General features: G+C 66.9%; 19 protein-coding genes. 13 read left to right on the top strand and 6 right to left on the bottom strand.

Going from position 1 to position 20,556, the window contains the following annotated elements:
• Positions 1-204 precede the first annotated feature (204 nt).
• Together ACFY2X_RS13975 and ACFY2X_RS13970 are read right to left on the bottom strand one after the other, a co-directional pair.
• Entirely contained in the window at positions 205-1,905 is a 1,701-nt protein-coding gene (locus ACFY2X_RS13975; protein WP_389937421.1) for a (2,3-dihydroxybenzoyl)adenylate synthase, read from the bottom strand.
• Between the two features lie 354 nt (positions 1,906-2,259).
• A complete protein-coding gene (locus tag ACFY2X_RS13970; protein ID WP_389937418.1) occupies positions 2,260-3,450 on the bottom strand; it encodes a cytochrome P450 in 1,191 nt (396 codons plus the stop codon).
• Between the two features lie 536 nt (positions 3,451-3,986).
• Here ACFY2X_RS13970 and ACFY2X_RS13965 point away from each other — a divergent pair.
• Positions 3,987-5,030 (top strand): hypothetical protein, encoded by a 1,044-nt coding sequence (locus ACFY2X_RS13965; protein ID WP_389937415.1) that lies wholly within the window; start codon positions 3,987-3,989, stop codon positions 5,028-5,030.
• Here ACFY2X_RS13965 and ACFY2X_RS13960 read toward each other — a convergent pair.
• On the bottom strand, positions 5,027-5,518 hold the full coding sequence (locus ACFY2X_RS13960) for a MarR family winged helix-turn-helix transcriptional regulator (RefSeq protein ID WP_389937412.1): 492 nt from the start codon (positions 5,516-5,518) through the stop codon (positions 5,027-5,029). The genes ACFY2X_RS13965 and ACFY2X_RS13960 overlap by 4 nt on opposite strands.
• 366 nt (positions 5,519-5,884) lie before the next feature.
• On the opposite strand from ACFY2X_RS13960, the gene ACFY2X_RS13955 reads away from it, so the two are divergent.
• Both ACFY2X_RS13955 and ACFY2X_RS13950 read left to right on the top strand, forming a co-directional pair.
• A complete protein-coding gene (locus ACFY2X_RS13955; RefSeq protein WP_389937409.1) occupies positions 5,885-6,340 on the top strand; it encodes a MarR family winged helix-turn-helix transcriptional regulator in 456 nt (151 codons plus the stop codon).
• A 133-nt stretch (positions 6,341-6,473) separates the two neighbouring features.
• Positions 6,474-7,460 carry a hypothetical protein gene (locus ACFY2X_RS13950; RefSeq protein WP_389937406.1) on the top strand — a complete coding sequence of 329 codons (987 nt, stop codon included), beginning with the start codon at positions 6,474-6,476 and terminating at the stop codon, positions 7,458-7,460.
• 115 nt (positions 7,461-7,575) lie between these two features.
• Here the strand turns inward: ACFY2X_RS13950 and ACFY2X_RS13945 are convergent, their stop codons facing one another.
• Complete coding sequence (locus ACFY2X_RS13945; RefSeq protein ID WP_389937403.1) at positions 7,576-7,788, bottom strand: hypothetical protein; 213 nt, start codon at positions 7,786-7,788, stop codon at positions 7,576-7,578.
• A 325-nt stretch (positions 7,789-8,113) separates the two neighbouring features.
• Here ACFY2X_RS13945 and ACFY2X_RS13940 point away from each other — a divergent pair, with 325 nt between their 5' ends.
• The 4 genes from ACFY2X_RS13940 to ACFY2X_RS13925 all read left to right on the top strand — a co-directional run bounded on the left by ACFY2X_RS13940 (position 8,114) and on the right by ACFY2X_RS13925 (position 12,983).
• On the top strand, positions 8,114-9,157 hold the full coding sequence (locus tag ACFY2X_RS13940; RefSeq protein WP_389937401.1) for an NAD-dependent epimerase/dehydratase family protein: 1,044 nt from the start codon (positions 8,114-8,116) through the stop codon (positions 9,155-9,157).
• 73 nt (positions 9,158-9,230) lie between these two features.
• Positions 9,231-10,910 carry an acyl-CoA carboxylase subunit beta gene (locus tag ACFY2X_RS13935; protein ID WP_389937398.1) on the top strand — a complete coding sequence of 560 codons (1,680 nt, stop codon included), beginning with the start codon at positions 9,231-9,233 and terminating at the stop codon, positions 10,908-10,910.
• Between the two features lie 1,018 nt (positions 10,911-11,928).
• Positions 11,929-12,234: a hypothetical protein gene (locus ACFY2X_RS13930; RefSeq protein ID WP_389937395.1), complete on the top strand. Its 306-nt coding sequence runs from the start codon at positions 11,929-11,931 to the stop codon at positions 12,232-12,234.
• 176 nt (positions 12,235-12,410) lie between these two features.
• Entirely contained in the window at positions 12,411-12,983 is a 573-nt protein-coding gene (locus ACFY2X_RS13925; RefSeq protein ID WP_389937392.1) for a dihydrofolate reductase family protein, read from the top strand.
• Positions 12,984-13,197: 214 nt separating this feature from the next.
• Here the strand turns inward: ACFY2X_RS13925 and ACFY2X_RS13920 are convergent, their stop codons facing one another.
• Positions 13,198-14,310 (bottom strand): ABC transporter substrate-binding protein, encoded by a 1,113-nt coding sequence (locus ACFY2X_RS13920; RefSeq protein ID WP_389937390.1) that lies wholly within the window; start codon positions 14,308-14,310, stop codon positions 13,198-13,200.
• 510 nt (positions 14,311-14,820) lie between these two features.
• On the opposite strand from ACFY2X_RS13920, the gene ACFY2X_RS13915 reads away from it, so the two are divergent.
• The 6 genes from ACFY2X_RS13915 to ACFY2X_RS13890 all read left to right on the top strand — a co-directional run bounded on the left by ACFY2X_RS13915 (position 14,821) and on the right by ACFY2X_RS13890 (position 18,377).
• The gene (locus ACFY2X_RS13915; RefSeq protein WP_389937387.1) at positions 14,821-15,162 is read left to right on the top strand and encodes an acyl carrier protein; all 342 of its coding nucleotides are present in this window, start codon (positions 14,821-14,823) and stop codon (positions 15,160-15,162) included.
• 391 nt (positions 15,163-15,553) lie between these two features.
• Positions 15,554-15,949: a hypothetical protein gene (locus ACFY2X_RS13910; protein WP_389937384.1), complete on the top strand. Its 396-nt coding sequence runs from the start codon at positions 15,554-15,556 to the stop codon at positions 15,947-15,949.
• Between the two features lie 226 nt (positions 15,950-16,175).
• The gene (locus ACFY2X_RS13905) at positions 16,176-16,448 is read left to right on the top strand and encodes a hypothetical protein (RefSeq protein ID WP_389937381.1); all 273 of its coding nucleotides are present in this window, start codon (positions 16,176-16,178) and stop codon (positions 16,446-16,448) included.
• Between the two features lie 15 nt (positions 16,449-16,463).
• A complete protein-coding gene (locus tag ACFY2X_RS13900; RefSeq protein ID WP_389937378.1) occupies positions 16,464-16,751 on the top strand; it encodes a hypothetical protein in 288 nt (95 codons plus the stop codon).
• Positions 16,748-17,509, top strand: a complete 762-nt coding sequence (locus ACFY2X_RS13895; protein ID WP_389937375.1) for a 4'-phosphopantetheinyl transferase family protein — start codon at positions 16,748-16,750, stop codon at positions 17,507-17,509. The genes ACFY2X_RS13900 and ACFY2X_RS13895 overlap by 4 nt, the downstream gene beginning before the upstream one ends.
• Positions 17,510-17,651: 142 nt before the next feature.
• Positions 17,652-18,377 carry an alpha/beta fold hydrolase gene (locus ACFY2X_RS13890; RefSeq protein WP_389937372.1) on the top strand — a complete coding sequence of 242 codons (726 nt, stop codon included), beginning with the start codon at positions 17,652-17,654 and terminating at the stop codon, positions 18,375-18,377.
• A 985-nt stretch (positions 18,378-19,362) separates the two neighbouring features.
• Here the strand turns inward: ACFY2X_RS13890 and ACFY2X_RS13885 are convergent.
• Positions 19,363-20,394: a GDSL-type esterase/lipase family protein gene (locus ACFY2X_RS13885; RefSeq protein ID WP_389937369.1), complete on the bottom strand. Its 1,032-nt coding sequence runs from the start codon at positions 20,392-20,394 to the stop codon at positions 19,363-19,365.
• Positions 20,395-20,556 lie beyond the last annotated feature (162 nt).

The following is a 20,556-nucleotide window of genomic DNA, read 5'->3' as shown; positions in this document are numbered from 1 at the left end:
AACCCAGCCGCGCCATCGCAGCAGGTCCCGACGTGGCCCGGCCGCGTTACCGGTGGCGGCAGGCCCTGAGGTGGCCCGGCCGCGCCGTCGGCGGTGCGGCCGGGCTTCTCCGCTTCTCCGCTTCTCCGCGAAGCGGCCCGGACACGCTTCGAGGGCGCCGTCAAGGGGCATCCCAAAGCATGCCGATCTTCGTTCACACCGGCGTCAGGCTGCCCGTACGGCGGCTTCGGCGGCGGCGCGTTCGAGGGAGAGGCGTTCGTCGATGTCGGCGCGCAGGGCCTTCTTGTCGATCTTCCCGACGTTGGTGCTGGGCAGGGAGCCGACGAGGACGAGCCGTTCGGGCAGCTTGAACCGGGCGACTCCGGCGTGCTCCATCACCGCCCGGACGTCCTCCAGGCACACGGTCGTCCCGGAGTGCGGCACGACGTAGAGGCACACGCGCTCGCCGAGGTCGGGATCCGGCATCGCCACCGCGGCGGCCAGGCTGACGCCGTCGACCTGGTAGGCGAAGTTCTCGACCTCCTCGGCGGAGACCTTCTCCCCGCCTCGGTTGATCATGTCTTTGTCCCTGCCCTCGACGATCAGGTTGCCGTCCGGGCGCAGGCGCACGATGTCGCCGGTGCGGTACCAGCCGTCCCCCACGAACGCGCGGGCGTTCTGCTCCTCGGCCCGGTAGTAGCCTCGCGGGGTGTAGGGGCCGCGGGTGAGCAGCACTCCCGGCTCGCCGGGGGCTACCGGCTCACCTTGCTCGTCGACTATCAGGATCTCGTCGTCGGGGCATATCGGCCGTCCTTGCGTGTGGCAGATGACCTCGTCGGGATCGTCCAGCCGGGTGAGGTTGACCAGCCCCTCGGCCATGCCGTACCCCTGCATCAGGGTGCAGCCCAGCGTCGGGCCGACGCGCAGGGCGACGTGGTCCGCCAGGCGGGAGCCGCCGACCACCAGGAGCCCCAGAGAGCCGAGGTCGTGGCTCTGGTCCGACTCGCGGTACTCCAGCCACCGTTGCGCGATCGCCGGGACCAGGGCCGCCGCCGTGACCCGTTCGCGTTCGATCATGGGAAACGCCTGCTCCGGGACGGGTGAGGAGGCGAGCACCACACGGCCGCCGGCCATCAGCGTCCCCAGGATCCCGAGCAGCGGGAAGTTGTGGCCGAGCGGCAGTACCGCGAGGTAGACGGTGCCGGGGCCGGAACCGCAGACCTCGGCGTTGCGCTTGACGTTGTAGGCGTAGTCGTCGTGCGTGCGGGCGATCAGCTTGGGCAGTCCCGTCGTCCCGCCGGAGAGGAGGAACACCGCCACCGAGCGGCTGTCGGGCGCGTCGCCGTCGAGCTTCCCTCGAGCCGCGGCCGGGTCTTCGTCCGGCGCGCACAGCGCCCTCAGGTCCACGCTGCCCGCCCGGACGTCGGTCCCGGCCACCACGACGTGTTCGACGCAGTCGATGTCGTCGGCGATCGCGCGAGCCATCGCCTGGTGGTCGAAGCCCTTGATCGTGTCGGGCACGACGATCGCCCTGGCCTCGGCGTAGTCGACGAGGTAGGACATCTCGTGCCGGCGGTGTGCGGGCAGCGCCATCACGGGGAGCACGCCGAGCCGCAGGCATGCCAGCGTCAGCACGACGAACTCCCAGCAGTTCGGCAGCTGCACGACGATCCGGTCGTCCGGGCGCAGGCCGAGCGCGTGCAGCCGGAGCGCGGCGCCGTCCGCTCGTTCCATCAGCTCGCGGTAGCTCAGCCGCAGCTCACCGTCGACGAGCGCGGTCGTGTCCGGTGTGGCGTCCGCGGCGGCGAGAAGGCGCTCGCCGAGTGAGCGCCCCTCCCAGTACCCCTTGGCGACATAACGCGCGACCATGTCGTCGGGCCAGGGAACGATTCCTGTTCGGCTCGGCTGTACCAATCTCGTTGTCATGCGCCCCTCCTTGATCATGATGACAAACGCGATCAGGGTGGCGAGCCCCCTCAGCCACCCCGCGATGATTGATGTGATTTCCCGAGCCGTGGTGGGCCGACAAGGCACCGGTCAGTGCCGTGAACCGTGCAGAACTGGTGATTGTCGAGCGCCGCAGGGCCCTTTGGTTGACGCCGATCGTATCGACGTGCGCTTGTTTCTGCTTCTCCTGAATTGCTTGATAAATCCGCTTATATCGGTTGGCTTTCCGCCGGGCTCACGCCATCACGCCCCGGCGGCGCGTCCATACCCGTCGCGAGCACCTCGGACGGCTGCCGCGCCAGGACAGGCCCGCGGCGTCGCGGTGGCCCCGGGTCAGCGAAGGCGGACGGGCAGCGCGGCCAGCCCGTGCATGACCAGGCTCAACCGCCAGTCCAGCGATTCGGCCGGTGCGGCGAGACGTAGCCTCGGGAAGCGGGCGAGCAGCGAGCCGATCGCGATGGCACCCTCAAGCCGGGCCAGCGGCGCGCCGAGGCAGTGGTGGATCCCGCGGCCGAAGGCCAGATGCGGATTGTCGGTTCGGGCCAGGTGGAGTTGATCCTGGTCGGCGAACCGGGCCGGGTCACGGTTGGCCGCCAGCAGCGACACGATGACGACCGAGTCGGCGGGGATCGTCACATCGGCCAGCCGTACCGGCTCGGTGGTGAACCGCAGTGCCGCCTGCACCGGGCTCTCATACCTCAGGAACTCCTCGACGGCGGCGGGCAGCAGTTCCGCCCTGGCGCGCAGCCGGGCCAGCTGCTCCGGATTGGTCAGCAACGCGAGTACGGCGTTGCCGATGAGATTCACGGTGGTCTCGTGGCCGGCGATCAGCAGCAGGAAGACCATCGACGTCAGCTCGTGCTCGCTGAGCCGGTCGTCGCCCTCGCGCACGGCGACGAGCGCGGACAGCAGGTCGGTCCCCGGTTCGCGCCGCTTGCGGTCGAGCAACGAGCGGATGTAGGCGAGCATCCGGGTGCCGACGTCGTCGAGCTGGTCGAGGGCGAGCGCGCCGGCGGTGAGCGTCTCCGTCCAGTCATGGAGAGTACCGGTGTCTTCCCTGGGGACGCCGAGCATCTCGCAGAGCACGCGGATCGGCAGCGGCAGCGCCAGCGACTCGACCAGGTCCACCTGGTCCTCGCCGGCCATCGCGTCGAGCAGCTCATCGGTGATGTGCTGGATCCGGGGCCGCATCTGTTCCATCCGGCGGCGGGTGAACGCGGCGGAGACCAGCCGGCGCAGGCGCGTGTGATCGGGCGGCCCGTTGTTGAGCATGTGGCTGTTCATGCCCAGCCGCAGATCCTCGGGCAGGCTGCGGCGGTCACCGACGGCGCCGGTCCTCCCCTGGAGACGCGGGTCCGCCAGAGCCTGGCGGACCGCCTCGTATCCGGTCACCAGCCATCCCGTCTCGCCGGACCGCAGCACGACGCGGTGCACCTGGCTTCCGCCGTGCAGCTGCGCGTACTCGGCATGTCGCCGCGGTGCGCCCGCCAACAGGAAGTCGGCGCTTTGCAGGACCTCGGTCATGGGACGCATCGTCTCGTTCCGCCGCCGCACGGCGCATCTTCCGGTGTGCGCAGTCATGCGGCTGCCGAGGAAGGCCGCCCGCGCCGGGGGCGACGTCGCACTTTGGAAGATGCACCGCCGAGCGAGACGGTGTAATGAGTCACGGAAACGCCGAGAGGGCCGTCCCGGAACGCCCGAATGACTTGCGGGCAAATTTTAAAATGCTATTCTGATGTCGATCAACTCATTGGTCTCCGGCAATGTGAAAACATTTTGAATTGTCATTCCGGATGCTGTTCCCTCTCAAATAAAAGGCCCCTTCTTCCAGGTTGCTGGATGGGCCTTTTTGTGTTGACGGCTCCCTTATGGAGCGTGTTGCATTGGTCATGTGTCAGCACCTTGTGTGATAAGCGACACGAATCGGGGTGCTGGACGCCGGGGAAGCTCGGCTCGCGGCCCTGCTGATGGCAGGACCCTTCCGACGGCAGCAACGGCCGCGAGTCGAAGGGCTTCACCATGGACCTTCACGGTCCGGGACCCATGGCGAGGAGGGATTGATGGCGTCCACACCTAGAAGCGCTCGGTCGGCGATTTCGGGGGTGTCGTGGTCGTCGATGGGCCTGGGGGAGATCGCCGAGTGCCTTGGCGGGGAGGTCCACCTCGCATACGCGCAGCGGCCGGCATTCGGGGTCTTCACTGTCGCGGCGGGTTTCTCTCCGGACGCCGCGCGAACGAGGGCGGAGGCGCGGGCCTCGGCCATGGACGCCCTGCACCGGATTCCGGACGGCGGAGCCGGGGTCGACGCCGGTGGTGACGGCAGGCGGCTGCGCCTGGCCGACTTCATGCCGGAACCGCCGGCCGACAGCCATTCACTCGTTCCCGGGATCGGCCTGCTGAGCCGGGAGCGCTATCTCCTCCCGGCCGAGGTCGTGTGGATGGGCGAGCGGGACTGCCGGGTCGAGCCCACCGTGGTCGGCGTCGTGGACGACCACCCCGATGGGATCTCCGGGGCGATCGCCGACCTTCTCGCCCATGATGTGGTCACGCGCTGGTGGGCGAGCCCGCGGGTACCGCTCCTGCGGATCTCCGAACACCTCGGGAGGCTGATTCCTCCGGGTGTGGCGTCCGCCGTATCCGCTCTTGGCCTTTGGGTGTCGGCGTTCGTGCTGCCCGGTCCTGATTTCCGGATCGCCGTCGTCGGTGTCAGCGGAGAAGGAACCACGATAGCCACGGCCGCCGCTTCTTCGGTGAAGGCGGCGGTAGGCGAGGCGTTCCTGCGCGCGATGGCGGCGCGGGCGCAGCCGTGGAACACGCTTCCGAACGCGGACTCCCTGCGCCGTCTCATGGTGTGGCATCGCGAGGCCGACTACCTGGCTTATCTTGAGCGGTCCGCCGTCGACGCGGACCCGGTGATGGTCGATGAACCCGCCGTGTGGGAGGGGGCGCCCGGCTGGGCCGACATCGCCTGTCGCCGGTTCGGGCACGAACCGGTCCTGGTTCGGCTGGGGACGTCCGACGACCCCGTGAAGGTGGTGTGCCCGGGTGCCGCCTGTTATCGGACGGTGCCGCCTGGCACGACGCTTCCGTGCCCGGTCCCCTAGGACGTGCCGGCTCCGCTGGAGTTCGCCGGGCCGCGTTCGTGCACCAGGCGCCACAGGAGCTTGTTGAACAGTTCACGCTCGTCCGGAGTGAGCGGGTCGAGGAAGGTGTCGAGGGCGTTCAGCATGGCCGGGGTGAGCTTGCGGCGGAGGAGTGTCTGTCCTTCGCCGGTCAGGCCGATCGCATACTTACGCCGATCGTCCGGATTGCGCGTCCGCTGGACCAGGCCGAGCCGCTCCAGCCCATCGACGATGCTGACCATGGTGGTCCTGTCGATGCCGTGCGTGCGCGCGAGCTGCTGCTGAGATTGGGGGCCCATCGAGTCAATGGCGGTGAGCACGATGAAATCCTTCGACCGCAGCCCGAAGGGTTCTACCGCCGCCTCGGAGATCTCGACGAAAAGGTCATTCGCCTTGCTTATCAGTAGGCTGGTAAAGCTGGACAGGAAGTCTGGCAGGGGAAGATCCGTACTTGGGGAATCAGCGCTCACATATGTCCCTTCATTCGTTGCTTGTCCCTAATGTGATTAATGCCCATATCGAACATGTCTATATGTGGCAAGAGTGTCACATGCAGGCATGGGTGGCGCAACAGCCGATAACAAATCGTCAGTATTGCTGATTGACAGTTCTGCTGATGATCTGTGAAGCTCCCTAATAGGTGAGGGGTGAAGGGAACCTCGTAGGGGTTCCGCGGCCTCTCCGGGTGAGGGGAGCTCCATGTCTGACGGCCGAGTCGGCCCCGATGCCGGTACTACTTGGGATGAGGTCCTTGAGATCGTGATCGACGCGGACCCGTTCGAGGTGGCTGGGGAGCAGGAAGACTGATTGCTGATCCTCTTCGGGAAAGGGAGGCTATGGGTGGAGACGGGTGCGAGTCCACGCCGGCCGAGGGTTTCCTCGTCTGGTCCACGGGGTGGCTGCTCAACGGTGCGGCGCGCGAGGTCGCGCTGGAGATGGAAGAGGCGCTGAAGGCGGACGATCTCCGCTGGCGCGACTACGGCGTGCTGAGCGTGCTCGAAGAGGCCGGGCCGCTCTCGCAGCAGGAGATAGGGCGGCGGCTCGCTGTCGACCGGTCGACGATGGTGCACGTCATCGATGTGCTTGAGCAGCGCGGGCTGATCGCGCGGGGCCGTGACCGGACGGACCGCCGAGCCTATTCGATCGAACTGACCGACGCCGGCCGGGCGCTGCTCGTGGAAGTGCTTCATCCGGTGACCGCCGATGTCCACAACCGTGTGATCGGCAGGCTGACGTGTGAAGACCGGGCTCATCTCAATCGAATCCTTGCGCAGTTGGTCGGCGGGGCTTGAGCGACCACTATGTGAGGCTTTACGAACGATCTAGTATCTGATAGTTTGTAAATCTACATATCTATAGAGTCGGGCAAGGGTGGCGCGGCCCCGAGGTCACCCCTGGGTGAGGTGCATGGCCGGGAGGTGAGCCATGGACATTTCCGTCATCGGTATTTCGGCTGAAGCAGTAGAGATCTATCGGTACTTCCTTCGACACCGTGGAGACGGGATCGGCTCGGTACGGCAGGCGCTCGACTTGGACCCCGACACGATTGAGGCCGCCGTCGAGACATTGGGCAGGCTGTCCCTGCTGGACCTCGCCGACCGGCACCGGGTGGTGGCCACGGAGCCGAGGATCGGGATCGAGCGCCTTGTAGAAGAGCGACTCAATCAGCTCAACATGGAGATCCGCCGCGTTCTGTCGGCGCGTGACGCCATCGCGTCCTTTGTCGAAGACCAGCGACATGGCGAGAACGCGACGTCGGCGCTCGACATCGAGCGGGTGGAGGGCCTCGATCGTGTTCGCCAGCGACTGGACGACCTTGGATTCTTCTCCTACAAGGAAACGCTGTGCCTGCATCCCGGCGGACCGCTCTCGCCGGGCGCCATCGAGACCGCGCTGCCGCTGGACACGCGCTCCTTGCGTCGCGGACTCGCGGTAAAAGCGGTGTACCACCCCAAAGCGCTTGACGATCCGATAATGGCGGCATACTTGCGCGATGTCGTCGGCCTCGGCGGTCAGATTCACATCACGGAAGACCCGATGGATCGAATGGTTATTTTCGACCGCAGCGTGGCGGTCGTGCCGATAGATCCGAAGGAGAGCTCCCGGGGCGCGCTGCTGGTGCGGGAACCTGGTTTGGTTTCTCAATTGGTCACCTACTTCGACGGCGTGTGGCAGGCTGCGACCGATCTTCGTGATTTCACCGACCCTTGCACCGAACCACCGCTTCTTTCTGATCTGGAAAGGCGGGTGCTCGCGGTGATGGCGACGGCGGACAAGGACGAGATAGCGGCACGCGAGATCGATGTCTCCGTGCGGACGTATCGTCGTTACGTCGCCGACCTCATGGCCCGTCTGGGCGCTGTCAACCGTTTTCAGGCTGCTTTGCGGGCTAAGGAAGAGAATTGGATCTGACGGGGTCCGCGGCACCGGCTCCGGCGTCGCGGATTGCTTTTCGATTTTCTGCCGAAGTGGGTTTTGCCGTGATTCGCCGTGCCGTCGGCTCGACCGGCACGACCGAGGTTCCCGCCTAGTCCCAGGTGGTTCCGTCGGCGGTGGCGGTGGCGGAGTCCCAGGTGGTGCCGGCCGCGATCAGCGACGGGGAGTCCCAGGTGGTGCCGCCGGCCGTCGCCGCGGAATATCCGCCGATGACGGCGGCGCAGGAGACGACGCCGGAGACGAGCAGGGCCGACAATTTCGCGGTGGCTTTGAATTTGATCGGGGAGGCCGTTGCGCTCTTCATTTCCTGGCTCCTTTTCCCGGGTGGTCGGTTTTGTTCTCGCACAACCGACTCTGCGCGTTCCCGGGTCCGTGAACCAGGCGAATCAAAGGCAGCAAGTTGCCTGCCGATTACAGCTTCCTGCCAACCGGGCGCCGGACAGGCTCCCACCGGGATTCCGTATGGCGCGCGTGTATCGCCCGCGTTCCCGATCGATGCATCACCGATGAAATGATCTACGGATAACCCTTTTCCGCTCCGGAGGCCGTACCGCCGGGCAAAGCACAATCGGAGATGACAGGAGAGAGGCAGAGGTATTTGACTGGTGTGAATTAGAGGAGATGATCTGATGCTGGTGAGTGTGACCGGCGGTACTGGATTCGTCGGAGCCCATTCGGTCGCGGCGATTGTGGAGACGGGCCACCGAGTTCGTATGCTCGTCCGCGACCCTTCGAAAGCAGACCGTGCCCTGGCTCCTTTGAACGTTGACCTCGGCGCTGTCGACGTGGTCGTCGGAGACGTCACGGACGAGAGCAGTGTGGCCCGGGCGATGCGCGGTGCCGACGCCGTACTGCACGCGGCATCGGTGTACTCCTTTGACAGCAGGCTTCGCGCGAGAATGCGGCAGGTCAACGAACGGGGTACGGAGCTCGTGCTTGACGCCGCCCGGCGAGCGGGCGCGGACCCGATCATCCATGTTTCCAGTGTTGTGGCCATGTTCCCGGCACAGGGACAGGTGATCAGCGAGAACTCGCCTGTCGGCCGGCCTCGCGACACATACATGGCGAGCAAGGCCGCCGCCGAGGTGATCGCACGCCGGCACCAGGCCGAGGGGGCGCCGGTGGTGATCACCTATCCACCCGCCCTGCTCGGCCCACATGATCCGAACCTGGGTGACCAGAGTGCCCGTCTCCGTAGCGTGCTTCGAGGCCTGACACCCATATGGCCGCTGGGCGGGTTCCCGGTCGGTGACGTGCGGGACACCGCGGCGCTGCACGCCGCATTGCTCACCTCATCGGGGAACGGCCTGAACCGCTGCTTCGGGCCGGGCCATTACCTCTCCACGCGGCAGTACGTGAAAACGCTGCGTGAGATCACCGGACGCGCGCTGCCGACGCTCTTCCTGCCTGCCCGGGGGATGATTCCGGTCGGGCTGCTCGTCGATCTCGTGCAGCGTGTGTGGCCGTGGCACATTCCAGCCGAACACGGGGCCATCTACACATGCGCCTGCGCCACGCGGCCGGCTGAGAACGTCAGCACGCATGGAATCAGTCCACGATCCACCACCGAGACCATTGCCGACACGGTGCGCTGGCTGTACGAAAGCGGCTACCTGTCCGCCCGGCAGGCGGGCCTCGGCCGGCTGAGTCCGTCGCCCGCGATGGCGCGATGACGGGAGATGCCGACATGAGTGAACGGACCGCCCGGAAGGCCAGTGCCTTGAACATCCTGGGGAAGGAGCCCCGATGAGCACCTCGGAGCTCGATTTCGTTCTCGTTTCCGTGCCCAGGCCGACCACAGAGGGTGTCAACGGCCATCCCGACGATCACGCGAACGGGCATCACCACGTGAAGGCACCGGCTCCACAGCCGCCCGTCCGATCCATGCGCCTGCTGCGCGAGCAGCGCGACGGACTGCGTGACGGGATCGCCGCCGGTCGCCGGGAGGCGGTCGACCGGCAGCACGCCCTTGGCAAGCGCACAGCGCGGGAGCGGATAGACCTGCTGCTGGACGAGGGTTCGTTCATCGAGATCGACATGTACCGCCGCCACCAGGCACACGGCCTGAAGATCGGGGAGAACCGGCCGCACACCGACGGTGTGATCACGGGCTCCGGCACGATCCACGGCCGCCGGGTGTTCGTCTACGCCCAGGACTTCACCGTCTTCGGCGGATCGCTCGGTGAGGCGCACGCATCGAAGATCCAAAAAGTGATGGACATGGCGATCTCCACCGGATCCCCTTTCATCGGGCTGAACGACAGCGGGGGCGCCCGGATCCAGGAGGGGGTGATGGCCCTCAACGGGTACGGCGGGATCTTCCAGCGCAATGTCCAGGCATCGGGCGTGATACCGCAGATCAGCGTTGTGCTCGGGCCCTGCGCGGGTGGAGCGGCCTATTCCACGGCGTTGGCCGACTTCACCTTCATGGTCCGCGACACCGCACAGATGTATCTGACCGGTCCGGACGTCGTCGAGGCGGTGAGCGGCCAGCGGGTCAGCCACGCCGAGCTCGGCGGCGCGGAGGTCCACGGCGGCCGATCGGGGGTTGCCACGTTCGTGCACGACGACGAGGAGAGCTGCCTGGAGGACGTGCGCTATCTCGTCTCGATGCTGCCGAGCAACAACCTGGACCTTCCTCCCAGTGCGCCGTCCTGCGACGCGGCCACGGATGCGAGACCCCGGCTGGCCGAGATCGTCCCGGTGGAGCCGAACAAGCCCTACGACATGCGACAGGTCATCTCCGAACTGGTGGACGACGGAGACTTCCTCGAACTGCATGAGAGCTGGGCGCCGAACGTGATCTGCGTGCTGGCCCGGATCGACGGCGAGGTCGTCGGCGTGGTCGGCAACCAGCCCATGGTGCTGGCCGGCGTGCTGGACGTCGCCGCGTCGCAGAAGGCCGCGCGGTTCGTGCGGTTCTGCGACGCCTTCGGCATCCCGCTGGTGACGCTGGTCGATGTGCCCGGCTTCCTCCCGGGAACCGACCAGGAATACGCCGGGATCATCCGGCACGGCGCCAAGCTGCTGTACGCCTACTGCGAGGCGACCGTGCCGCGCATCCAGGTCATCCTGCGCAAGGCGTACGGCGGGGCGTACATCGTGATGGACTCGCGTTCCATCGGCGCAGATCTCTCACTGGCCTGGCCGACGAACGAGATCGCCGTGATGGGCGCCGAGGGTGCTGTGAACGTCATCTTCCGCAGAGAGCTGGCCGCCGCCGTAGACCCCGTCGAGCTCCGGTCGGAACTGGTGGCTGAATATTCCGAACAGCTCGTGCATCCGCACTACGCCGCCGAAAGAGGACTGGTCGACGACGTGATCGACCCGGTGCAGACTCGATCGGCGGTCGCCCGTGGACTGGCGATGCTGCGCAACAAACGCAAACAGCCCCCGCAACGCAAACACGGAAACGTGCCCCTGTAGACGACAGGCCGCCTCCAGGACGATCCGGTGCTCGTCACAGTCCTTCACGGTTCGAGAGAGAGACGGGGCCCGCCCCGGCGAGATCTGCGCTTTTCCGGCTCGAAGCCGATCGAGGTCGAGCTGCGGCGCGGCCCGCAGCCCGCCCTTCGGACGCGCACGCTCTCGCCCGAGCTAATGGGACGCGACCGTCCGAGCGGGAAGAGCGGTCGTGCGGCCAGCCGGTCGGTGAACACCTGCCTTGACGCGCTCTTCGGCATGAATGCCGAAGATTCAGCCCGTGCCGTCCGTGCCGTCCGTGCCGTCCGTGCCGTCCGTGCCGTCCGTGCCGTCCGGGCTCCGGCCGGATCAGGGTCGCTGCTTGACGCCTGATGCTGCGAGATTGTCTGCGGCAGTATCGGGCCTGCTACGGGTGATCCGCGGCAACGCCGTTCCCCGTCACCGGAACGCCGCGCTCTCTTCGTTTGAGAAGACACGAGCGAATGCGGCATACGTCGGCATGCCGGGCTGCCGGTCGAGTACGGCGAAGCGAACATGGTCGGATTCTTGTGCGATCGCGCGCAGCCGGATGCTCGCGGTTCGCATCGTGACATCCGGGCGGCTCCTGCCGCGATGGATCTGTCCCCGTAGCGGCGCCCGCGCTCTTTCGTCTCTTTCGTCTGTTCTTTCGTTTGTTCGCGAGTCGGTCGTCGGGTCATGCGCCGGGCGGGGTGTCGCTCGGTCGCGCCGTTTGGGTGGGATCGCTCCGTGGGGTGTGGCGATCACGGTACGGACGGGGCGTGGAGAGAGCCGCGATGGGGATCGGCACCCGTGATCGGGCGGGGAGAGCTGGGGGCGTTTCAGGTCCGGGTTCGGGTCCGGGCGGGGTTGGGGCACCGATCGGGCCGGGCCGGGGTCGGGCGGGGCCGGGGTCGTTTGAGGCGGGTGGCGGGGAGTTGACACCACTCTGTTCGTAGTACTACGGTTTAACCACTCCGAACAGAGTACTACGCCGATCGGCATCGGCGGAAAGGAAACCCAGATGCGCGCTCAGCTCCCCACCCCGGCCATCGCCCCCGCCACCACCCCGGCCCCGGCCCTCACCTCGGCTCCGGCCCTCACCCCGGCTCCGGTTCCGGTTCCGGTTCTGGCCCTCGCCTCGGTCCTGGCCCCGGCTTCGGGGCTCGCCGGACTGGCCACCGGATCGGCCCCGGCTCAGGCCGCGGCCGGCGCACCGGCCCGCCGGGCCTTCCCGGCCGCCCCGGCTCACCGCCGCCAGGCCCCCAAGCCCCGCTCGGTGCCCCGCCCCCGCCCCCGCCCGTTGCCCAAGCCCGGCGCCGCCCGCTGACCCCCGGCCCGGCCCGCCCGGTCATCGGTAACCGGAACCCCCGCCCGGCGTCCCCGGCCCGACCCGCCCGGTCACCCCGGCCCGGCATGGCCGCCCCCGCCCCCGGGGCCCCGGCCCGGATCGCGGACCGGCCACCCCCACCCCACCCCGGCAGATCACGCGAACAGGACCCCTGCATGCGCAAGCTCGTCTACTACGTCGGCATGACCATCGACGGCTTCATCGCCGCCCCCGACGGCAGCTACGACTTCTTCTTCCCGCTGACCCCCGACATGCTGGACTTCCTGGTCACCGACTACCCCGACGCGCTGCCCACCCAGGGCCGGGCCCAGCTCGGCGTCGAGACGCCCAACCGCACCTTCGACACCTGCATCCAGGGCCGCGCCTCCTACGAGCCCGTCCTGGCCCTCGGGGTCACCAGCCCATACGCCCACCTGCGCCAGTACGTGGTCTCCGACACCATGGACGCCTCGCCCGACCCGGCCGTGGAGCTCATCTCCGGCGACGTGACCGGCGCGGTGCGCCGGCTCAAGGCCGAGGACGGCAAGGACATCTACCTGATCGGCGGCGCCCGGCTGGCCGGCAGCCTGCTGCCGGAGATCGACCGGCTCGTCATCAAGCTCTACCCGGTGGTGATCGGCGCCGGGGTCCCGTTGTTCAGCGCGGAGTTCTCCCCGGCCCACTTCACGCTCGCCGGCACCCGTGTCCTGGAGGGGGGCACGGTGATCCTCACCTACGACAAGAAATGACCACCGCGTAGTCGCTCTGGACGAGTCCCGTTGTGGCGAAGGGCCGCGCCGCCACGAGCCGCCGATCAGGTAGCTGCTGAACAGGAACCCGAGCGCAGACGACATGGTTCGCGGCCCGCAGGATGGCCCGTGGAGCGCACCCAGTGATCAACACGTGGACAGGTGGACAGCCTCAAGTTCGGACAGATCTGGGCAGTCGAACCTCCGTGCTCCCTCAGCTGGCGTGAAGGATACGAAAGCGATCGGGTTCCGCCGGATCTCGATCAACGACTTGGATCGGCGTCCAAGCCCATTGCCAAACGCTGATGCCTGGCATGCGGGAGAACTGGATCTGCCCGCGAGTGCCTTCGACTGCAACGCGCGGCCAGGATTCGGCAGTGCGCGCCCGGTCCGTGCCGTGAGAACGCAGCACATCGGCGAGGACGGCGACCGTGTCGTAGCCCTCGAAGGCGACGAAGGAGGGCGCTTCTGCTAGCCGCTCACGGAGGGCCGTCTCGACTCGTGCACCGAGTGGGCTGAGGCGCTCGGGCAGGTAGCGCAAGAACGGGATCGCGGCGCTGTCGTCGCCCAGCAACGTCGCCCATTCGGCGAACTCCGGTTGCCCGGCCGGAGCACCAATCATGATCTTGGCGAGGCGCTGGTCGCGGCGGACAGACTTGACGATCGACACTGCCGGCTCCGGGTGGCCGACCAGAAGAAGGAGGGCTGTCGCGCGATTGTCGACGAGTTCGTCGCACACGGCCGTGGGGGCGAGCGCGCGCATGTCGAGTTCGATGACGGTGCCGCCGCGTGGAGCGAGGTAGTCCCGCAGAATGCGGGTCCCAGACGCCCAGTAGACACTCGGCTGGGCTGCTACGGCGATCCGGCTGTGACCCACGCTGAGGAGGAAGTCTGCGTAGATCTGCCAGCCGTGGGACTGCGCCGGGGCGAGGCGCGCGACCCATTCCGTCGGCTGTTCGGTGAGCGTGTCGAGAACCGCTGACGAGCAAAGAAAGGGCAGGCCGAGGGCATCGGCCCTGGCGGCAGCGGCGCGAGCGACGACGCTGTGATATTCCCCTGCCAAGGCAGCCACGCCCAGGCGAGCCAATTCATCTACGGCCGCCGCGGCCCTCTGTGGATCAGCCGCCGTGTCTCGGACCACCAGCTCGAGTGGTCTTCCGACGATCCCGCCAGCCTCATTGACTTCGCGAACGGCCAGCTCAAGTCCAGCCAGCAAGTGTCGGCCTGCCTCGACCCAGCCAGGCCGAGTCAGCGGAACGAGAGCGCCGATCTGGACGGATGATCCGTCAGTCCGCTCCACTCCAGGTGGTGATGGTGGCGTATTCATACGTTGGCGTCTCCCGAGTGACGATTCGGTTTCAGTTTGTCCGGATCGCAGAATGAACGTCAGTGGCGCAGAGAGTAGCCGGGCCGAGAATGGCCGGCTTCGGCGCCCCGTCCCGCGGCCGTCAGTCCGCCCCCGCGCCGCCGATCGAGCCTGAGGGGCTTCGGGCAGCTCTGCCGTAACAGGTCCTCCAGGAGTTGGCAAGGCTCAGCACGCGGCCCACATCGAGAAACCTGCAGTCGGCGGTGAGTGACGCAGCCGAGTTGACCGCTCGCCCCGTCAAGGCCGGCCTTGCCGCCGCCTTTTCGGTGAGAATCTCTCACTGAAAATGAACAGAGTTCAATGGTGTGTCCGTCCACGGTCATGGATCGGGTGCGCATCCGGGTGATCCCGCCGCTCTCTCCGCCGTGCCTTTCTCGGTGATTCGGCAATCTGGGAGACGGCGGATCGGATTGGGGCCGATACGGTTGGCATAACCCTACGTCGGGTCGAGAGGGGCGCGCATTAATGCATGTGACCGCGCTGGAGAGCGCTCCCGGGATTCCAGCGACGACGATCGAGCATACCTGCGCGAGGAATCGTCAAACGGAGAGCGGAAGCGCGCGGGATGTGAGTTTTCCGATGCTCGAGAAACAGGTCGAAGAGATATGGAGAAACGTGCTCTCCGTCTCAGATGAAGAGATGTCGGCGAATGCGACGTTCTTCGATCTGGGCGGACAGGCGATCTCCGCGCTTCGCATCGTCGCCCGCATCGAGAACGACCTCGGTATCAGGATCGACGTCGTCGATCTGTTCGACCACCCCAGCCTGAACACCTTCGTGCGTCACGTCGTGGCGCGGGCTCAGAGCCGTTAGAGGTCCGCGAGGCGGAGCAACCTGGACGGTGGGCGGCGAACCCGGTTGCGCCCGCGCCGATGTCACGGCACCGGCGCGAACGCGCCGCCATCGGCCGAGATCCGTGCCGACGGCCGGAGACCGCAGAAGAGCACGGCCGGAGACCGCAGAGAAGAGGCAGCTCCGGCGGTCCCGTCCAGGTCGGCGGCAGCCCGTCGAACGCGGAGAGCAGGCTGTCCGAGCTGACGTGAAATGCCGTTGATCTCCATTCGCACGGGAGCTGAGTTCGCGGCGCTGTTGGCTGCTGGACGACGAGATCCGGGATCTGCGGTGGCGGCTGGATCAGCGGCGACTGTGGCAGGACACGACCTATGACGATTCCCTGAAGCGCGCTGGGGTGGCCAGGGCGGCGTTGGCGTCGGGTCTGCCGCTGGCGGTGGGTGTTCTGGTCCTGTCCGGCACCTTTGCGGCCGTCCTGGCAGGTGTCACGCTGCTCGGCCTGGCGTGGACGACGATGCCGGCGGCGGGGTGCGTGCATTCGCAAGGCGTCACGGTTGCGGGGGAGAAGGCGGTACGGCAGGCCCGTGAGCGGCATGCCGTACTTGATCCCGCCCGTCGGCCGGTCTACGCCGCCTGCGGCGCCCAGGAGATCGGTACGGCGGTGGCCCTGTTCGGCGACCAGGTGCTCCAACAGGCCGATCCCGAGTTGTACGGGCTGCTGGAGACCCAGGAGTTCTACGTGAGTTCACCGAGCCCTGGGTCGACGGCGGAGGCGCTTTCTGACGGCGTGTTCGAGAGCCGATCGTGAAGTCGTCCGGTGCTCCGCGGGTCGGTGGTCCGCCCGCGCCCACCGCGTGCTGCCTGCGGTTTTCCCTTTTCTGCCGGTGGCGGGATCCTGTCCAGCACCCGGTTGGCAGGAAGCTGTAATCGGCAGGCAACTTGCTGCCTTTGATTCGCCTGGTTCACGGACCCGGGAACGCGCAGAGTTGGTTGTGCGAGAACAAAACCGACCACCCGGGAAAAGGAGCCAGGAAATGAAGAGCGCAACGGCCTCCCCGATCAAATTCAAAGCCACCGCGAAATTGTCGGCCCTGCTCGTCTCCGGCGTCGTCTCCTGCGCCGCCGTCATCGGCGGATATTCCGCGGCGACGGCCGGCGGCACCACCTGGGACTCCCCGTCGCTGATCGCGGCCGGAACCACCTGGGACTCCGCCACCGCCACCGGCGACGGAACCACCTGGGACTCCGCCGATGGAACCACCTGGGACTCCGCCACCGCGGCCACCGACGGAACCACCTGGGACTAGGCAGGAGCCTCAGCCATGCTGGTCGAACTGATGATGCGCCGAGCCACGGGAGAGCGGGCAGGAAATTCGCCTGTCGACGGAATCCGAATATTGGCGCTTTTACCAAGACGATGGCGAAAAGACCTCAGGCAGGCGACCGGAGAAATCGTCATCCGCGTTCACACCGACGAGTGCATGACCAATGCGCAGATCCGTGCCGAGGTCACCGAAATCCTCACCGACCCGGCGGTCAACGACTGGGAACTCGTCACCTGCCACACCCTGGCCGTCGGCCACCACGAGCGAAAGGAAGGCAAGTCATGATCACTCACACCCTGCAGGCCGGTGAATGCCGCGTGTGGTGGGCGGATCCGCGCCACCAGCCGATCGACACCCTGACCGGCGCGCTCAACGCGACCGAACTGGAGCGGGCCTCAGGCTTCCACCGCGAGCCCGACCGGCGGCGGTTCCTCACCGCATGCTGGTTGCTGCGCACCACCGCGGCCGCCCAGTTGGACGTGTCTCCCGCGGACGTTCCCATCGACCGGCGCTGCTCGGGCTGCGGGAAACCACACGGAAAAACTCATATCCGTACTGCGACGGCTCAGCTGCACGCCTCGGTCTCCCACTCGGCGAACCGTGTCGCGGTGGCTCTGAGTACGGCCGGACCGGTGGGCGTCGATGTGGAGGAGGTGCCTTCGGGCCCGGTCGGTGAGCTCGCGCAGTGTGCCCTGTCGCCGGCCGAGCAGGTGGCCCTGCGGGAGCTCCCCGAGCGCGACCACAACATCGCCTTCGCGAAGATGTGGGTACGCAAGGAGGCGGTCCTCAAGGCGACGGGTCACGGATTGCGGATCCCCCCGGAGCAGGTCGAGGTCAGCGGCCCGCAGGAAAAACCCGCGCTGCTCAGCTGGCCGCTGGACATCTCGCCCGACACCGTGAGAATGCGCACTCTCGATCCCGGTGATGGATATGTCGGCGTCGTCGCCGTGCTCGCGGACGGCCTGCCGATCACCGTGTCGGAAGTCGACGCCACCGATCTTCGCCGAATCCCGTTCCCGTTCGCGGGGCGTAGAGCCGCATGACAAACCGTTGACGGTCCTGCTTGGAGACTATTGAATAATTACGGAAAGTCATGGTCGTGAGCTGCGGACATAGAATCCGATAAGCCCGATTTCCGTATTATTCAGGGCAGTTCCGGTTGTAAAGGAGAGGAACTGATCTGCCGTGAAGAACGATTTCGTCCTGATTCCCGGAGCGTGGATGGGTGCCTGGGCCTGGGAGCCGGTGGCTTGCAGGTTGCGTGAGCTCGGCCATCGCGTCCGCACGGTCACGCTGTCGGGGCTGGCCGCTCCTGAGACCGACGTTTCCACTGTTGGTCTGGAAACCCATGTTGATGATGTGCTGTCGGTCCTGGAGAAAGAAGATCTGAGAGATGTCATTGTCGTGGGGCACAGTTATTCAGGCATCGTGGCCGGCCAGGTCGCCGACCGGGCGCCCGATCGCGTGGCCCGCACTGTATTCGTCGAAGGATTTTTGCCGCACAACGGCAGATCGATGCTTCATGTCTTCCCGGAACGCCAGCGCACCGACGAGCTCCAGCTGATCGCGGACAATCAGGGCCGCTGGCCGGTGCCGGACGTCGCGATCGTGGCCGAGGGCCAGGATCTGTCCGCTCAGCAGGCACGGTGGCTGGTGGAGCGTTTCGTGGGTCATCCGGGGCGGACGATATCCGAACCGGCCGTCCTGGCACGGCCGCTGGCCCAGCAGCGGGCAAGCTACATCGTGTGCACCATGGAACACTTCAACGGTAAGGTCTCCGACGATGTCGCGGCCATGCGCACCGAGCCCAACTGGACCTTCCACACCCTCGACACCGGCTACTGGCCGATGCTGTCGGCCCCCGACCAACTGGCCACGCTCCTCACCGACATCGCCTCTCAGCAGAGCTGATCGAACGACACGCCCTCTCCTCGGAGAGTCGCCCCTTGAGGGGCCCAACGCCGAACCTGGCATCGCGAACCCGTCGAATCTCATCTCGTTCCTCGGCCGCGAAGAGCCTGAAAACAGCCGGCAGCGCCCAGCGGGCCATGAAGCCGACGTCACGGCAAACGACATGGCCGAGCGCGACATCGATCTCATGTTCCGTGGCCCCGTCCCTGCCCGCCACGGTCTCAGCCGAAGCGTCTCCCCGCGAAACCCGAATCGCCTGCCGGTGCCCCCGCCCCGAAGCCATGGACCGCGAACTCCCTGAGCGACTTCGGGCCGTCACCGTCGAGAGCCCGACATTCAGGAAGGTGGACCGCATATGACCAGGTGTTATGCCGGTACGGCATCGCAGAGGCGATGCCCGACTCCGACTCCGAGCCCGACTCGACCCGGCCCCGGCTCTGGCGGTCAGTCTCACCCTCCACCACCGCTCCGAGATTCCCTGAACAAGAGAACGATGACTGAGATGCCGAAACCGCGAGAGACGCGGGCCTGGATCCTGGAGAGGGGTCCGGGGGAACTCGCCACGGCGATCGGCCCGGCGGGCCGATCCACGCGCTGGGCGGCCAGACCATGACGCCGGAGGGGCCGAGGAACCCTCGCACCGATCCACGGCGGCTTGGGCCACTCCTGCTTGACAGCCGAAAGGCCGAGGCGACGGGCCAGGATGTGAACCTCATCCGCTCCGCGGCCTGCTTCCTCACCGGGGCGCCCGTACCGCCGAAGCCGCGAGCGGCGGCCCATCAGGTCCTGGCCGACATCCCGGGCACCCGTCGGACGGAGAATGCCTCTGATCCGCTCGGTCGCGCCGGAGCCGCTGTCGGCGCCGTCCAGGAGCCCGGCGAGCCGGGCAAGCACGAGCAGTGTCTCGTCATCGACCGTGAGCCGGGCCTGCTGCCGGCCGTGACGGACATCGCGATCGAACAACCCGCGCACGGCAAGCGGTCGGTCACGGCACCGCCGAGGCGACGGCCGCGTCGTGGTCGTCAAGGACGACGCTGGTGATCTCCGTGGTCGGGCTCTCCTGGAGTCCGCGAGCGGCACTGACCATGAGCTCGTAGGCATGCCCGTGCTGAACGCGCAACTCCAGGCTGTCTGCGAGTATCGGCAGCGGTGACCGCCGGAAGCCTTTCCCGCTGGTGGCGTCGCGCCAGTAGAGCCAGTATCCGCTCGCACCGAACACGTGTGGCCAGGAGATGGCGATGTGCGAGCCGCGCGGGGTGACGGTGATGCCCGCCGGCGCGGCGATCGGAAGCGGGTCGGTCATGTGGGGGACCGGATCGAGGAAGTCGATCCGGCCGCGGCCGAAGGCCGACGAGAACACGTCGGCGAACGCTCTTGCGATCTTGAATTCACCGATGTTGTTCGGGTGAAGACCGTCGTAGGCGTCGCTGTGGGGGTCGTAGTCGCGGGCGAGGTCCACCAGGGCGATCCTCGACCGGGCCGTCGACAACGCCCCGAGCCTGCACGGCAGCATCCGGTTGTACGAGTCGATGATGTCCGCCAGGTTCGGGTCGGCGCTCAACGGTGTGCGGTGAACGACGTTCGCGATCAGGAGCCGGATGTCCGGATTGGCGTCGCGCGCCCGCCGTACGAAAACCTCGATGTCCGCCACCAGCCGTTCGGGACAGGACACGCCCCAGGCCAGGTCGTTGAAGCCGAGCTCGACCATGAGGTAGTCGGGGCCGTAGGCGGCGACGGCGTCCTTGATGTTGTCCTTGGCCTCGTGGAGCTGGCGACCCCACCTCGCATAGTGCCTGTTGTCCCTGAAATCGATTCCCGGCCGGTATCGGCCGGTGTAGACGGGCTCCGCCGTACGGGCCGGGTAGTCACTCGGCTGGCTCGCGGGTAACACCGAGGTGCCCGCCCAAGGTCCGACAAAACGCACTAAAACGTCATGTTTGTTGAAGTTCTGCGACAGCCGATAGCGCCAGGTGTAGTCGCCTTCCAAGCCTTGGCTGATCGAGTCTCCAACGATCATTATTTTTGGGTGTTTGCCTGGAATGACATGCCTCCAGGGGTTTTTGGAGATATGGCTTACTCCAGCCGGATTTTCCGTCTGTTATGCAGTCCAGAAGCGCCACAGACGGTTGTACGTTATCCGGGATGCGCGGTCATCCGTGGGACCCGCTCCGCACCGCGA

It is taken from the genome of Streptosporangium sp. NPDC000396 (genome assembly GCF_042898655.1).
Lineage (GTDB): Bacteria > Actinomycetota > Actinomycetes > Streptosporangiales > Streptosporangiaceae > Streptosporangium.
This window is presented reverse-complemented; position numbering and strand designations above follow the sequence as displayed.

Coding starts and splice junctions, on each gene's coding strand:
- ACFY2X_RS13955 (WP_389937409.1), top strand. CDS start 5,885: ATGGGTGGAGACGGGTGCGAGTCCACGCCGGCCGAGGGTTTCCTCGTC.
- ACFY2X_RS13945 (WP_389937403.1), bottom strand. CDS start 7,788: ATGAAGAGCGCAACGGCCTCCCCGATCAAATTCAAAGCCACCGCGAAA.
- ACFY2X_RS13920 (WP_389937390.1), bottom strand. CDS start 14,310: ATGAATACGCCACCATCACCACCTGGAGTGGAGCGGACTGACGGATCA.
- ACFY2X_RS13950 (WP_389937406.1), top strand. CDS start 6,474: ATGGACATTTCCGTCATCGGTATTTCGGCTGAAGCAGTAGAGATCTAT.
- ACFY2X_RS13900 (WP_389937378.1), top strand. CDS start 16,464: ATGCTGGTCGAACTGATGATGCGCCGAGCCACGGGAGAGCGGGCAGGA.
- ACFY2X_RS13925 (WP_389937392.1), top strand. CDS start 12,411: ATGCGCAAGCTCGTCTACTACGTCGGCATGACCATCGACGGCTTCATC.
- ACFY2X_RS13905 (WP_389937381.1), top strand. CDS start 16,176: ATGAAGAGCGCAACGGCCTCCCCGATCAAATTCAAAGCCACCGCGAAA.
- ACFY2X_RS13965 (WP_389937415.1), top strand. CDS start 3,987: ATGGCGTCCACACCTAGAAGCGCTCGGTCGGCGATTTCGGGGGTGTCG.
- ACFY2X_RS13885 (WP_389937369.1), bottom strand. CDS start 20,394: ATGATCGTTGGAGACTCGATCAGCCAAGGCTTGGAAGGCGACTACACC.
- ACFY2X_RS13940 (WP_389937401.1), top strand. CDS start 8,114: ATGCTGGTGAGTGTGACCGGCGGTACTGGATTCGTCGGAGCCCATTCG.
- ACFY2X_RS13935 (WP_389937398.1), top strand. CDS start 9,231: ATGAGCACCTCGGAGCTCGATTTCGTTCTCGTTTCCGTGCCCAGGCCG.
- ACFY2X_RS13930 (WP_389937395.1), top strand. CDS start 11,929: ATGCGCGCTCAGCTCCCCACCCCGGCCATCGCCCCCGCCACCACCCCG.
- ACFY2X_RS13970 (WP_389937418.1), bottom strand. CDS start 3,450: ATGACCGAGGTCCTGCAAAGCGCCGACTTCCTGTTGGCGGGCGCACCG.
- ACFY2X_RS13895 (WP_389937375.1), top strand. CDS start 16,748: ATGATCACTCACACCCTGCAGGCCGGTGAATGCCGCGTGTGGTGGGCG.
- ACFY2X_RS13975 (WP_389937421.1), bottom strand. CDS start 1,905: ATGACAACGAGATTGGTACAGCCGAGCCGAACAGGAATCGTTCCCTGG.